The following is a 14567-nucleotide window of genomic DNA, read 5'->3' as shown; positions in this document are numbered from 1 at the left end:
ACAGGGCAGTTTTGCCCGTGCGGATGATTTATGTGGTCAGCGCAATTCCGGTTCCGCAGGTGTCCATAGTGGCCGCCACCATGCTTCGTTGTCGAGATACCAGCGCAGACACTGAGTGAAACCAGCGGTAAAATCATGCCCCGGGTGATAGCCCAGCGCCTTGCGGATCTTACTGTCATCAATGGCATAGCGCCGGTCATGACCGGGCCGGTCGGTCACGTAGTTTTTGAGGTCCGCAGTCAGCCGCCCCTGCGCCGACGGGGCATCGGGAAATCGCCGGGCCAGATCAGGGTCAGCAGCAAAGGCTGCATCGATCACGCTGCAGATCGCGTTGATCACGGTCAGGTTGGGCAACTCCTCCCCCCCGCCGATATTATAGCATTCACCGATTTCGCCATGGTCCAGAATGCAGCCGATGCCATGGCAATGATCGTCCACATGCAACCAATCGCGAATCTGCAGCCCGTCCCCGTAAATCGGCAGAGGCTGACCATGAAGCGCATTCAGAATGAAAAAGGGGATCAGCTTTTCCGGATATTGAAACGGTCCGTAATTATTGGAGCAATTGCTGATCGTGGTCTGCAATCCATATGTGCGGTTATAGGCTCGGACCAGATGATCGCTGGCAGCCTTTGATGCGGCATAAGGCGAATTGGGCTGATAAGGATGGTCTTCGCGAAAGGCAGGATCTTCATATTCCAGCGCGCCATAGACTTCATCTGTTGAAACGTGATGGAAGCGGTGCGGCCTGCCGCTGTTCTGATCCAGCCAGACGCTTCTGGCTGCCTTGAGAAGGCTGTGCGTGCCGTCAATATTCGTGCTGATGAAAGCATCCGGCCCAGAAATGGAGCGATCGACATGCGTTTCCGCTGCAAAATGAACGATCCTGTCGGCGCCATGCGCTGACAAAAGGCCCGTCACCATCTGCGTGTCGCGAATATCCCCCTTCACCAGCGTTACGCCGGGCACCTCGAACAGGTTGGCAGGGTTTCCCGCATAGGTAAGTGCATCGAGCACGATGATCGCGTCATTGGGTGCCTTTTTCCGCCAATAGCGGACGAAGTTCGACCCGATGAAACCTGCGCCTCCTGTAATCAGGATTGCCGCCATGCCCCTCCCCCAAACTCTCCGTGTGTCGCCGCCGATATTCCGGCTGAGATTGCATGCAACCGCTCTATGAAAGCTTTTTCCTGCAGCAGCATACGCAAATTGCTGCGCCAGTGCGGAGCCGCATAGCCCAGCGCATCATATGTTTCGCTTTTGTCGAGAACCGTAAAGCGAGGACGGGGCGCCGCGAGATTGAAATCCGCATGAGACACTGGCCGGACCGGCACCGCCTGATCCAGCAACCCGCACGCCAGAGCCTCTTCCTGAATGGCGATGGCGAAGTCAAACCAGCTGGCAACACCGGCATCCGTATAATGGTGAATGCCGCGGATATTCGCGCAGGCCAGCTGCCACAGCGCCGCCGCCAGTCCCGACACCAATGTCGGCGTACCATATTGGTCCCAAACTACGTTCAGCTGGGGTTTTTCCCGCATGAGGCGCAGCATGGTGGCGACGAAATTGTCCGAACCCGGGCTATAGAGCCAGGCAGTCCGGACGATCAAAGCCCCTTCGCCCGCCAATCGCTCACCAGCATATTTGCTGCGGCCATAGGCGTTGACCGGGTTGGGCAGCGCGGTGCGCGCGTAGGGTACGCCAGACAGGCCATCAAATACGAAGTCGGTGGAAGTATGCACCAATAGCGCACCATGGCGCCGGGCGGCAGCGGATAGATTGCCAACGGCGAGAGCGTTGACCGCGCGCGCCTTGTCTTCATCAGTTTCCGCCCGATCAACAGCTGTATAGGCGGCGGCGTTGAAGATGAAATCAGGCTGGCTGTCCTCCACCAGTCGATCGACAGCCTCATGATCCGTGACATCCAATTGTGGCCGCGTCACGCCGGTGCAAATGGCGTCTTCGGGCGCTTCAGAAAGCAAAGCCTGGCCGAGCTGACCTTGTGCGCCAAGTATGAGCGCCTTCATCCGGCAGCGTCGATCTGGCTAAGCAGCGGGGCTTCGTGATCCTTTGGGGAAAGGATTGGCTCCATTCCCTCCAACGGCCAGTCTATGGCGAGATCGGGATCATTCCATGCCAGCGATTTCTGGCAATCCGGCATATAATAATCGGTACATTTATAGAGAAATTCGGTGTCATCCTCGAGCGCGAGGAAGCCATGGGCGAAACCCGGTGGCACCCACAGCATCTCGCGGTTTTCAGCGGATAGTTCCGCCGCCGCCCACTGGCCGAAACTCACCGATTGCGGACGCAGATCAACCGCCACATCCCATGCTCGCCCGGCAACCACCCGCACCAATTTACCCTGAGGTGCCGGATATTGATAATGCAGCCCGCGCAAGACACCCCGCGCGGACCGGCTATGATTATCCTGAACGAAATCAGCCTCTATTCCATGGACCGCAAATGCGCGGCTGTTCCAGCTTTCGTGAAATGTGCCGCGGTCATCGGCATAGACGTCGGGCACAATGCGTTTGACGTCAATTATAGCAGTAGAGTGAAATATCATCGAATTCACTTTGCGGTTCATTCACACTGCGGCCCTCAATCAGGCTGAGAAGATAGTCGCCATATCCGCTTTTGCGCAGAGGTGATGCCAGCCGTTCCAGATCCTCATCATCGATGAATCCCTGACGCCATGCGATCTCTTCTGGGCAGCAGATCTTGATCCCCTGCCGCTCCTCAATCGTGCGGACATAGAGCCCGGCATCGAGCAGACTGGAATGGGTGCCGGTATCCAGCCACGCCATGCCCCGCTCCATAATTTCGACGTTCAGTGCGCCGCCTTCAAGATAATGCCGGTTGAGATCGGTGATCTCATATTCACCGCGCGGGCTAGGCCTCAGATCACGGGCCAGCGCGACGGCGTTCTCATCGTAGAAATAGAGACCGGTAACTGCGATATTGGATTGTGGCTGGGCAGGCTTTTCCTCAATCGACACAGCTCTCCCGCGTTTGTCGAAGGCAACCACGCCAAAATCCCTCGCGTCTTTTACCGGATAGCCAAATATGCTGGCCCCGTCCGGCCGCGCCAGCGCGTTGCTCAACAGGCCGGTAAAACCATTTCCGTAGAAAATGTTATCGCCAAGTATCAACGTCGATGGATTACTGCCGACAAAATCTGCACCGATGTGATATGCCTGAGCCAGCCCTTCGGGCGCATGCTGAAGTGCATATTGCAATTCAATTCCGAGACTGCTGCCATCGCCCAGCACGGCATGAAAGGCAGACAATTCATGCGGCCGTACGATTACCAGAATATCCCGAATTCCCGCCATCAGCAAAACCGACAAGGGATAATAGATCATCGGTTTGTCATAAACCGGCATCAATTGTTTCGAAGCACCGCGTGTCAATGGATAGAGCCGTGTACCGGACCCTCCGGCAAGAATAATGCCTTTTCTGTTAGTCATATCCACGCCCCAGGATGCGACCCGATCAATTGAAAGAATCGCTTACAAGATTGTACACAATACTCCGTGTACATTGTTTAATTGTCAATTAACCATTTGATAAATCAATACTGAAGAGGGTCTCAAGTAAGCCGCGCTTCAAGAAAATTGTTCGAATTCGGATAATGCGTTGTTGATCAGGGACTTTCGGGAAGCGTCTTCAGATTTCCGAATTTCCACCTCTTTCTCGCGCGCCCAGTCGCCCAGTTCATCTTGATCGAAGAATCCCGCGGTTCCCGCTACCTGGTGCATCATACCCGCCAGTTTTTCCGCCGCTGCTTCGTCTATTTCATCTTGCGCGCTAAGCTGCTTCAGATGGTCATTCAGCTCTTGCTTGCGCATAGCAAAACGCTCCGCCAGTGACGGCTTCTTTGCGATTTCCGGCGTAACGTCCTCAGCCTCTTCCGTGCTGAGCCATTTGCGGAGCGCGCTCCGCAATTCCGCCAAACGCACGGGCTTGGTGACATGGTGCTGCATCCCGGCATTCAGACAAGCAGCGATATCTTCAGGATAGGCATTGGCAGTCAGAGCAATGATCGGCAATTCCTCTGGCGTCACCCCAGATTTGCGCAACTGCCGAGTGGCTTCCAGCCCATCCATTTCCGGCATCTGCAGATCCATCAGCACCCCGCCATAGGGCGTGTGATCGCTGCGCGCCTGCATCACCATATCAACAGCCTGCCGGCCATTCTCTGCGATATCAGCTTTCAGTCCCAGCCGTTCGATAATGGAAAGCGTCAACTCCTGATTGATGTCATTATCCTCGGCAACCAGAACACGTTTTCCTGCGGTATCGATTTGGTCTCCGCTATCCTGCACGTCCTCATCAATTTGCGGTACTGCGGCTTCGATTAAGGGAATTCGCAGGGTAAATGTCGTGCCTTCTCCGACTCTGCTTTTGGCGCTGATGTCCCCGCCCATCATCTGCCCCAGATTCTGGCTGATCGCTAAGCCCAGCCCGGTACCGCCATATTTCTTTGACGTCGTGCTGTCCGCCTGACCAAAGCTCTCAAAAATATGACCGAGGCGATCCTGAGGAATCCCGATGCCACTGTCGGCAATGGCAATGGACAGCCATTCTTCATCCCCATCGCGATCAATCTCGACATGCATTTTCACACCGCCTTCATGTGTGAATTTGACCGCATTACCGAGCAAATTGAGCACGATCTGGCGCAGACGCAAACCATCGCCCTGAATGTAAGTCGGCACATCGGATGCGATCTCATACTCCAGAGATACACCCTTCTGTGCTGCCAGCGGCTCGATCAGCTTGAAACAGGCATCCAGCTTATGGCGCAGATCCACCGCCTCATCCGTCAGAACCATCTGACCCGCTTCGATCTTGGAAATATCCAGAATATCGTTGAGCAGAGACATCATCGCGCGGCCCGATTCCGCAATAAGCTGAGCCCGCTTGCGCTGAATATCCGGCAAGCGATCCGACAGCATCAGTTCGGTGAAGCCAATCACCCCGTTCATCGGCGTGCGAATTTCATGGCTCATATTGGCAAGAAATGCTGATTTGGCGACTGTAGCCGCCTCTGCTTCATCGCGGGCCACAAGCAATTCGTTACGCAATTGTATTTCTTCAGTCCGGTCGCCAATGACCCCAAACAGTGATTTGGCCTGACCATCTTGTCCGCGCTCGACTTGCGCAGTCACATGAATGTAGCGAATATCGCCGCCTTCCTGAACAATCCGCGCTTCAAAGCCATAAGGTTTGGCCTGCGATCTGGCGATTTCAACCGATTCCTGAACATGCGCGACATCATCGGGATGATAATAAGAGAATGCCTCTTCAATGGTTGGTGGCTGGCGTGATTTTCTGCCGTGAATGACGTAGGTTTGTTCCGACCAGAAGACGCTGTTGTCATTCAGGTCCAGGTGCCAGTGCCCGACATGCGCCATCGCCTCTGTCATCACCAACATCGAATTTTTCTCGTTCAGTTCTTCGGCGCTCAGGCGTCGCTCTTCAGCCAGAGCCTCAAGTTCTTCGGTCGCATCGGTGACCTTGCGCCGGATGATCGCTTCACGGCGGAGCAAGGTAAACAGGAGAATGGCAAGAGCGAGGGTGACGATCAGGCCGGTAACCAGGATCACCAGCGGTTGATTGGAGACGATCCGGTATTCGAAACCCGGCAGACTGCGCCACCGCAAGGTCCAGTGCTGCCCCGCTATCGTGATCTGGCGTGTCTGTTCAAAAGCATAGTCTTCAAGCTTGTCCACGCTGATTGATGCGTAGATCAGATCGGCGTTGTCTATCGAGCTTCCCTCATAGATAGAGAGCTCGTAATCCATGTTTTCCCGCGGGGTCAGGCGATGGAGAAAGGCCTTCGCCAACAAGGGCGCATAGACCCAGCGTGTTGAATCCTGATATCGCAGCGAAGGCGGCAATATCGGGCGCAGCAGCAAAAATCCGTTCCCGCGCGCACTATCCTGCGCCAGGATGATCCGGCTCGTGAGACTGGTATCTCCGCTGATCCGGCTACGGAGGATGGCTCTGCGGCGCCCCTCATTGAATGCCAGATCCAGCCCCACCGCCTCTTTGTTGCGTTCGAGCGGAGAGAGATAAGTGATGACATAATGTTCATCTCGTTCAACTTTGGGATGAACTTTGAAATCCGGAATACCCTTCTGCCGGACTTGTTCTTCAAAGGCGGCCAGATCAGCATCCTCGACCCGTTGAAAATAACCCAGCCCGTGCAATCCGGGCAGCGTGTTATCCAGGTCGAGACGGGCGACGTAAGCCTGCCATTCCTGCATGTCCACTTCGTCTGAGACAGCAAAATGCGCGGCCGCCCCCTCCAGAACCTGATCATAGGTATCCAGGCGGTGACGCAAAGCCTGTTCGGCATCTACGGTCAGGGCGACGAAGCTTTCATGGGCGCGTTCATATTCCCGTTCGACCGCAACTTTCCACATGTAGAAGGTGAGACCAACGGCCAGACAAAGGCCAATAGCCGCACCGCCTGCCGCAACACCAAAAGCTGAGCCGCGCCAACGCATCTCAAACGGCGAATAACGGCTGAACAAAAGGGCTGGCAGGGAAACCAGAACGCCGAGAACGTCCCCCCGCCACCATGTCCACCAATTTGTCACGCCCCACCCCCAAGGCAGCAAGCCGGAGAAATTCAGCGCCAAGACACCGAAGCTCGCCTTTACGACCGGGGGGAGAAGCACACCCAACAACAAGAGCGCCGTGCAATCTCGCCAGTCAGACAGCTCCACTCCATTGCTGAAGCGTTTGCGCAAAAGTGTCGCGGCAAGAACGGTCTGTAGCGTCGCCCCAATGGCAACCAGACTTCCTCTGGCCAGCACACTGGGAATACTGGCCGGCAAATCGCGCCATACCGTGACCGCGACAACCACAAGAAAGGAACCGAGAAAGATTCCTGGCCATAGCCGATTTCCACCCACCAGAATTCCGATGAGGCCCAAGCCGGTGGCAGGCCAAACGAGAGAGGCGTAACCAGGAGGAATGGCAAATTGCGTGCCGAACAAACCACCGAGCAAATAGGTCAGGCTTAGCAAAACCGACAGGATTACGGTGCTGTACCAAGTTCTGGAATTGAGCCACTGCATATACTTAATAACGCTCAATACATTTGCTGAATCCGGACAACCCGCAATTCCTCTCAACCAGCGAAACTAAGTACTAATCGTTAAGTTTTCGATTAAGAAGCAATGTGTAGGAGGGAGGCTCCCCCTATGGGCCCATCGTCCGGAGGCGCGACAGCAATTGAGCGAGAAAACCATTGGCCTGCTCGATTTGCTCCGTTTCGAACCCGCTAATCAGTTCAGCACGAAGTTTCTCGGTGATCTCGTTGATCTTGGCCAAGGTTTCCTGCCCCTTAGCGGTGAGACGCAAGTGATTGCGCCGGCGATCGACATCGTCGGCGAAACGTTCAACCAGCTCTTCATCAACCAGCAGCTGGACCATGCGCGTCAGCGTCGCACCTTCTATTCCCATAGCGCGCGCGATATCCGCCTGAGTGCTTTCCGGCGGCATATGAGCGATCGCCCACAGCGCCTCCATCCGCGCCGTGCTCTGGCCCAAGGGACGCAGATGGTCCTCTAATATCCCACGCCAGTTACGGACACACAGGACCATGGCCATTGTCAGCTGCAAATCCGGCCCCGGCGAGCCGGGGAACGGATGATGATCACTTTGGAATTCGTCTATCTGCAATCATCATCTCCCCGCACCGGCAGATCCGGCCTCACCCGACTGGAGGGGGCATCAGTGCCCCTCTATTTCACCTCTATTATGGCTTCGATACCGGCAGCCGTGGCCGGATGGTATGTCGGTTTTGCCTCTGAATACAACTGCCTTGCCAGATCACGTCCCCACTCGCCCTGTTCCATCAGACCGGAGTAGAGCGGGCGGATCAGCAAGCCGCGGCCCACCCGTGTCGCAAATTCAGTCAGAGACGGAACCGCTGCCTGATAACGATTGGCAATCGCCAGTTCGAGCCAGGCGGAACGGACATAGGCATTGGATGAATCAGACAGACCCAGCGCTTCATCCAGATCCTGCAGGCGCGCCTCGGTTTGCTCACGCGGAATTCCGTTCAGGAAGCGCAACCATTCCTGCGTGCTCCAGCCCTGCGTATCGACATCCGCCGCAACGCCGCCAGCATTATACGCGGCCAGATCACGATCCACTTCCGCCAGCGTCTCGCTCTGAATATGCACCGCATTATCAGGCAGACCAGCGGCATAGGCCCAGCGATCCAGCTGCATCGACAGTTCCAGATCGGCATCATCCTTGAGCAGATTTTGCCGCAAATCGGTCAGGAAACCGGCCGTGGTTTGCGGCTGAAAGGCGTGCCGGTCGAAATAGGAGCGCAGATAAGCATCCCACCGCTCCCGCCCAACGGTCTTTTCCAGCATGCGCAGGAAGTTGGAACCCTTGAAATAATCAAGCTGTCCGCCGGTGGCACCGGGATCACCATGCAGGCGCGTGGCAGCGCCCGTTCCGGTGGGGCCGCCATAGACCTCAAGATCCGCCATCATTCCATCCCAATCGAGATCGGAATACATGGCAGCGCGCTCCTCTCCATAGAGCGCTTCCATGATGCGGTTCTCGAAATAGGTCGTGAACCCTTCATTCAGCCAGCTATCCGACCATGTGGCATTTGTAACAAGATTGCCGGACCAGCTATGCGCCAGCTCATGCGCGACGACATCGGTGTTGGACCGGTCGCCTGTGATGATCGTGGGCGTCAGGAAGGTCAGCGTGGGATTTTCCATCCCGCCAAAGGGAAAGGATGGCGGCAGAACCAGCATGTCATACCGGCCCCAGCGATAGGGACCATAAAGGTCAGAGGCCGCATCAATCATCTTCTCGACATCAGCAAATTCATAAGCCGCAGCATCCAGCATGGAGGCTTCCGTCCAGACGCCGGAACGCGGGCCGAGCGACTTGAACTGCAGATCCCCCACGGCAAAGGCGATCAGATAAGGCGGCACCGCCTTGTCCATGCGGAAGCGGAAGCGGCGGCGGCCATCGGGCAACAGCTCACCGGTTTCGCCGCTCAGTTTTTCCGCGCTCATCACCGCGACCAGATCGCCCGGAACAGTCAGGCTGGCATCCCAGGTCTGACGAATACCCGGACTGTCCTGTGTCGGTATCCAGCTGCGATTGTTAATGGGTTGCCCCTGACTGAAAAGATACGGCTTTTTCTTCCCGGCGGTCATTTCCGGCGGCAACCATTGCAGCGCACTCGCGCCCGGTTTTGTCCTGTAGGTGATCACGATCTGGCGCGATCCGTCCAGTTCGATCGTCAGCGGTGCGCCCAGCGCATCATCGCGCGCGCCGACGCTCCAATTCAGCGGGCGGCCTTCTCCATTGGTCACCGCGCTGATATTCAGATTGTCGCTGTCGAGGATGATCTCCCCGGCATCAGGCTGCGCCTGAATATCGAGTGTCGCATGACCCGACAAAGTCCGGCTGTCGAAATCGACATCGAGATCAAGCCCTACATGGGTAACGCGCGCGATTTCAGGCTGGGCATAGGTCCAGACATCCTTCGCATCAGGCGTGGTTAAAACAGGAGCCGGCACAGCGCTGGACTGATCAGAAGTCTGAGCGGCAATCGGGGCGGCGCTGGTCAGCAGCGCGGCAGCAAGAAGAATACGCATGGACAATATCTAAGCACAGGCGTGCCAAACTGCAATCATTTGAAACCGCCTTCCACCTTCCACAGCGGTTCAGAAATGCAGCGTTACCAGCACCAAATCGCTGTAATTATCGGGCTCATATTGCAGACTCGGCATCGTCACGAAGACATCATGGGTGTGATGCGTGCCATCACCTGTGCCAGCCACACCATTTCCGGTTGAGGAAACATCTGTCAGATCCCCCCAGACTGGCCCAGCGATGCTGCCAGAGCGCAGCTGATAGGGCGGCCGGTCCATATTCGCTCCCGTGCCAGACAATTGCCCTGCCCCGGCGTGACTGCCATTGCTGGGTGTCAGCCCGATCGCATAGGGCGTTCCACTCGGGCAGCGCACCGTGATCGCCGTCGAACCCGACACATTGGCGGCGGTCCGCGGCACCGCCCCGAGATCGGCGGGGCTGCCGGCATAGACTATGCAATTATTGGTCACCGTTGCCCGCGCCGTCATATTGAAATTGCGCCCGGTATAACGCCCCATCCGCTGCAGGCAGACCGTGCTGCCGTTGGGCAGAAAGCCAATCTGCGAATTGTAGAAACTGCCGGTATAGGTTCCCGGCGCTACGGTCTCAGAGCTTTCAAGCCGGCCGTAGAAGGGGATGGAACCGGTCACCATACTGCCATTGGCAGCCGGCATGGAGACCACCTGAACCAACGGATTGTTGGGTGCCCAGACGCTGGTCGCAGCGGGGTTAAGATGCATATTATAGGCCAGACTGTTGCTGCCCGATCGCAATCGCGGTTCGGCGGACGTGCCCGGCCAGCTCGGAGTGCCGAGCGCTACACACAGTGTGAAGGTAATCGGCTGCTGCTCCCAATTGTAACAGCGAAAATCGATCGATCCGGTCCCGCTTTGCGACGTGCCGAAATCAATTCCCGCATCGGTCTGTTCACAATAAACATTGGCCTTCGCACGGTCAGGCCATAGCAACACCGCACCACAGCAGAGCGCCAGAGCCAACAGCGCGCAGTTCCAGCACAGGCTGCTCCTCAAACACGAGCGATCAATGCCGGGCATCAATGGTCTCCGCGCATGTCACGTCGCCAAGGCGCCCGAGCCTTTCACTCGGGATACTATCGGGCAGTGTCACCTGACATGCCCCGTCATCAACCTGAATAATCAGAATATCGCCAGCTTGAGCCTGTTCGATATAGAGCATTCCGTCATAGCCGAGATGAAACCGCTTGCCGGTCAGCGTGGATTCTGCCTGGCTGCCCACCGCCAGATAATTGCCGCTCTCATCCGCGACATGCATCATCAACCAGTGCCCCGGCTGCATTTCGAATCTGACCGAAGCGCCCGCCTTTCGCGCGGGCACCACGTCCTTCACCAATGCCTTGATCTCGAGATTGGGCGGCAGCTTGCTGGGATCGATTTCGATGCGGTTGTGCTGATAGGCATTGAGCCCCGTCACCAACAATGTGCCATCCTTGCCGGTAACGCCATATTCGCGGTTCTGCAGTCGGACCGGCACACCTTCACGTCCCGGAACAGAAACGATGGCGAAACCGTCGTTAATCTCACGGGCCGCGTGAAGCCCCCCGTCCATCGCCACCAGCGCCCCACGATAGGTGGCAAAGGCTGAGCTTGCCTGCCCTGTTCGCCCGCCTGCGGTGAAGCGCCCGAAGTCAGTCAGATAGTCAGCCTGTCCGGCCAGTTCCACATCATCGCTTCGCCTCAATAGCTGCATCCGCCAACCAGCGCCGCCATCATAATCCGCGGAACGGCGGGCAGAGAGCAGCGCCTGCCGGGAGCGATTGCTTTCATTGAAAGACGCCGAATAATGCGCGCGGCTGCCCGGGCTGTAGGACAAAGTCAGAAACACGCTTTTGTAACCACTTTGGCCAAAGGCATAGTTGCCGGACATATTGACAGACAGGCTGGAACTGAAAGACTTTGACCAATAGGCGCTGGCAATCGTTTCCGCACCTTTGCCGGCGATTTTCTGCCGCAGCAGACCTGCCGAATAGCTCCCCAGACTGCGCGTCGTGTACCCTATTCGAAAACGATCACGGATCGTGGGAAAGGGAACGCCATAGGTCGCAGCAATATCGGCATAGGCCTCATTCGCGCGTTCGATATCGGCCGATATGCTGAACCGACTGTCCATCCAGCTATAGCCCAGCCTGTAGCGATAGCCTTTGCGCCCTTGTCTGCTACTGGCGGAAAGTCCGGCGGAAAGCAGGCCGATCGTCGGTTTCAGCCATTGCGCCTCTGCGCCCAGATTAAGCATCCCTTCACGCCATTCGCCGTGGCTCGCCACGGAAAGGCTGTCAGACACGCCGTGTCTCCAGTCCGCGCTGGCCAGCACGTCATCTTGATAGGCAAAGGATCGGATTCCGTAATCCCGCCGCAATGTCCCGGCCGCGAACGACCATTCGGAAACGCCCTTCCGCAGCAGGCTTTCGGAATCATAGATCGGAAAATCGAGAGTGACACTGCGGCCAAGAATATCGGTCAGTACCACCTGCGCTGTGCCCGCACCGCTGATCTGCGGTTGGCCGGCTGAAAGCTCGAACGGCCCCGGCGCGATATTGCCGCTATAGCGCTTCAACCCGTTGATATACAGATCGACGCTGGACGGCAGGATGGCCGATCCCAGAAACGCGGGCAGCGGCGTACTGACGAAATAAGGTTGCAGAGAGAAATCCGACCCCACCCGCAATCCGCCGATCCGCGTCGCACGGCCCAGCCTGCTGCCTATGGTGGTCACATCGCCCAGTTGGAACTGCAATTTCCGGTCCGGCAGACTGAATTGCGCGGTACTATCGAAGCGCAGAAATGCAGAACCACTCTTCTGAGGGCCTGATGTCTGACGCCAGAGACCGCTATTTTCGAACAAGGCATCTCCGGAAAAGAGACGCAGATTGCCATAGCCATTCATGCTCAGCGTATCGCGGACAAGATTGGCCGCGAGATCGAAATTGAGCAGCGCGCCTTGTCCGCGCAGAATGGGCGGATTGTCTTCCGGCAATTGGTTGAGATAGGCGGTCTCCGCCAGCAACCGTTCCGCAGGCGCAAACAATTCGATCGCCTGCCGACCGGCATCATATCGAGTGGAAAGCCAGGAGAGATCGTCCAATGACAGCGGCGACGGATTGTCCACCTCAACACGGAGCCCAAGCGAGGAGAGCGTCAGCGGGGCTGCGCGGATGCGGCTACCCAGCATCTCGAAGGGCGCGACACCGCGCTGAACGCCATTTACTGTCACGGCAAGATATAGCGGAACCGGTTTTTCGCCCGGCTCATCCTCAACCGCCGCTGGCGGCAGGCCGCCGGCTTGTGTAGGTCGGTCATCCAGACGGGCAGCCGCGCTGGCATTGAATGGAATGCAGAGCGTTAGACAGCAGGCCGCCACGAGATCAGCTATCCGCCGCGCTGCTCTGGAGCAAATGGCGTTCTTCCGTCCCATTGACCATGATCTCGAGCGTTCCTGACAGGGATCGAGGATCGGGCAGGCTCGGCACAGCGAATGACATCGCGCTTCCGGGCAAGACATAGCCCCATAACCCCTCGCTTAATATGTTCACATCGCCATTTGCGTCTCGCAGGATTGCCCGGCCCAATTGCGCGTGGCGGTGCCCGATATTGGCCACTTTCAACATCAGATCCTCGCCCTCTCTCTCCCAGGTAAACGTGAGTTCGGGCGTAATTTCTTGCGGGCAGGAGGATGCTGGCTGGAACACGGGTATCGAATAACGCAGCCTGTAACGCACGCCCGCACGTGGGACTGCCCTGGCATCCCTCTCGGGGGGCAGTTCATCCACGATCATGCGAAAAGCCGTTTCGCAGGCGACTTTGCTCGGCGATGCTTGCATAACTGACGCCGCCAGAGGAATAAGCCGGACCAGCTGACGCTCACCCGCACCAATATCCATGATTGGGGGGCTGGCTACCAGATCGTCGGTCGCACGCAGACTTTCTTCACCGCCATCCTGGGTCCAGGAAAAGATGCGGATCTGCGCGGATAACGGCTCTGGTGATGCATTGGACAACCACACCACTTCCGATGGCTGGTCAATTGTCACCCGAACAGGTGAAACCTGCAAGCCACCACTGCTGGCTGCGACGCTCTGGAACGCAAGAAGAAGGCCGACAAAAGGAGCGGGAATGCGCATCGCATCAAAAAACGATCAAAAATTCACCGTCACCGTTACCGTATCTTTGTAATCGGCAGGCGTAAAATTGGCGTCCGGCACCGTCACATAGACAGTATAGCTCTGATCAGAGCCCTCGCCCGTTCCGGCGACGCCATTGCCGACAGCGCTGGATGTGGCCGTATTGCCCCAAATCGTCCCGGCCCCACCAGTAGCGGAGCGGAGCTGATAAGGCACTTTATCTGTAGTGGTGCCCGAAGCCAGTTCGCCCGCACCGCTCGTACTGCCGTTGGAAGGCGCAAGACCGATGTAATAAGGCGTTGAATTGGAACAATTGACCGTGAACGTACCGCTCGAGGCTATATCCGTCTGACTGGCTGCCTGGGCTCCAAGATCGATCGCAGAGCCAGATCCTGCTGTCACGGCGCAGGCGTCCTCGATCGTTAACAGCACCTCAAACGTATCAGTCTCCGTTGCTGCCTGAGCAGACAAAGGAAAAAGCGCGCCGAAAAATAGAAGGGGTGCCGCGGCAGTATAACGCGAAAAGCTGCGCATGGTAAAAACTCGCTATAGTTAAACCGATTGAATAGAGCTTATCTACAGTGAAGTTAGTGCGTTCTTCTTGTCGACCAACCCGGTAAGTCTACCTAATTACGTGACTTTTAAGGGAATTATCGACGCAAAGGTATGTTTATAGGTTGCGTCCCTCTGGTTCGCCCTGCGGCGGCTCGCCCATCTGCACCTCTTGGCTCCAGACACGCCTTCAGGCCCGCGG

General features: G+C 56.9%; 11 protein-coding genes. All 11 read right to left on the bottom strand.

Features of this window, described 5'->3' with window-relative positions:
- Nucleotides 1-36: 36 nt before the first annotated feature.
- Nucleotides 37-1110: a dTDP-glucose 4,6-dehydratase gene (gene rfbB / locus GRI91_RS00055; RefSeq protein ID WP_160734616.1), complete on the bottom strand. Its 1074-nt coding sequence runs from the start codon at nucleotides 1108-1110 to the stop codon at nucleotides 37-39.
- Complete coding sequence (rfbD, locus tag GRI91_RS00050; protein WP_160734615.1) at nucleotides 1095-2027, bottom strand: dTDP-4-dehydrorhamnose reductase; 933 nt, start codon at nucleotides 2025-2027, stop codon at nucleotides 1095-1097. The genes rfbB and rfbD overlap by 16 nt, the downstream gene beginning before the upstream one ends.
- Nucleotides 2024-2569 carry a dTDP-4-dehydrorhamnose 3,5-epimerase gene (rfbC, locus tag GRI91_RS00045; protein WP_160734614.1) on the bottom strand — a complete coding sequence of 182 codons (546 nt, stop codon included), beginning with the start codon at nucleotides 2567-2569 and terminating at the stop codon, nucleotides 2024-2026. The genes rfbD and rfbC overlap by 4 nt, the downstream gene beginning before the upstream one ends.
- Nucleotides 2541-3473, bottom strand: a complete 933-nt coding sequence (gene rfbA, locus GRI91_RS00040; RefSeq protein WP_160734613.1) for a glucose-1-phosphate thymidylyltransferase RfbA — start codon at nucleotides 3471-3473, stop codon at nucleotides 2541-2543. The genes rfbC and rfbA overlap by 29 nt, the downstream gene beginning before the upstream one ends.
- A 138-nt stretch (nucleotides 3474-3611) precedes the next feature.
- Nucleotides 3612-7115 carry a CHASE domain-containing protein gene (locus tag GRI91_RS00035; RefSeq protein ID WP_160734612.1) on the bottom strand — a complete coding sequence of 1168 codons (3504 nt, stop codon included), beginning with the start codon at nucleotides 7113-7115 and terminating at the stop codon, nucleotides 3612-3614.
- 106 nt (nucleotides 7116-7221) lie between these two features.
- On the bottom strand, nucleotides 7222-7704 hold the full coding sequence (locus GRI91_RS00030; protein WP_160734611.1) for a MarR family winged helix-turn-helix transcriptional regulator: 483 nt from the start codon (nucleotides 7702-7704) through the stop codon (nucleotides 7222-7224).
- A gap of 62 nt (nucleotides 7705-7766) precedes the next feature.
- Nucleotides 7767-9659 carry a M1 family metallopeptidase gene (locus GRI91_RS00025; protein ID WP_160734610.1) on the bottom strand — a complete coding sequence of 631 codons (1893 nt, stop codon included), beginning with the start codon at nucleotides 9657-9659 and terminating at the stop codon, nucleotides 7767-7769.
- 69 nt (nucleotides 9660-9728) lie between these two features.
- Entirely contained in the window at nucleotides 9729-10655 is a 927-nt protein-coding gene (locus GRI91_RS00020; protein ID WP_160734609.1) for a Csu type fimbrial protein, read from the bottom strand.
- Nucleotides 10656-10698: 43 nt separating this feature from the next.
- Complete coding sequence (locus tag GRI91_RS00015; RefSeq protein ID WP_160734608.1) at nucleotides 10699-13107, bottom strand: fimbria/pilus outer membrane usher protein; 2409 nt, start codon at nucleotides 13105-13107, stop codon at nucleotides 10699-10701.
- A complete protein-coding gene (locus GRI91_RS00010) occupies nucleotides 13058-13744 on the bottom strand; it encodes a fimbrial biogenesis chaperone (RefSeq protein ID WP_160734607.1) in 687 nt (228 codons plus the stop codon). Before GRI91_RS00010 ends, GRI91_RS00015 begins: the two co-directional genes overlap by 50 nt.
- 84 nt (nucleotides 13745-13828) lie before the next feature.
- The gene (locus GRI91_RS00005) at nucleotides 13829-14347 is read right to left on the bottom strand and encodes a Csu type fimbrial protein (protein WP_160734606.1); all 519 of its coding nucleotides are present in this window, start codon (nucleotides 14345-14347) and stop codon (nucleotides 13829-13831) included.
- Nucleotides 14348-14567: the final 220 nt, after the last annotated feature.

It is taken from the genome of Altericroceibacterium endophyticum (genome assembly GCF_009827595.1).
GTDB lineage: Bacteria > Pseudomonadota > Alphaproteobacteria > Sphingomonadales > Sphingomonadaceae > Altericroceibacterium > Altericroceibacterium endophyticum.
Note: the sequence above shows the minus strand (reverse complement) of the source record. Positions and strands in the feature narration are given on the sequence as shown.

Coding starts and splice junctions, on each gene's coding strand:
- rfbB (WP_160734616.1), bottom strand. CDS start 1,110: ATGGCGGCAATCCTGATTACAGGAGGCGCAGGTTTCATCGGGTCGAAC.
- rfbA (WP_160734613.1), bottom strand. CDS start 3,473: ATGACTAACAGAAAAGGCATTATTCTTGCCGGAGGGTCCGGTACACGG.
- GRI91_RS00015 (WP_160734608.1), bottom strand. CDS start 13,107: ATGGGACGGAAGAACGCCATTTGCTCCAGAGCAGCGCGGCGGATAGCT.
- GRI91_RS00025 (WP_160734610.1), bottom strand. CDS start 9,659: ATGCGTATTCTTCTTGCTGCCGCGCTGCTGACCAGCGCCGCCCCGATT.
- GRI91_RS00005 (WP_160734606.1), bottom strand. CDS start 14,347: ATGCGCAGCTTTTCGCGTTATACTGCCGCGGCACCCCTTCTATTTTTC.
- rfbC (WP_160734614.1), bottom strand. CDS start 2,569: ATGATATTTCACTCTACTGCTATAATTGACGTCAAACGCATTGTGCCC.
- rfbD (WP_160734615.1), bottom strand. CDS start 2,027: ATGAAGGCGCTCATACTTGGCGCACAAGGTCAGCTCGGCCAGGCTTTG.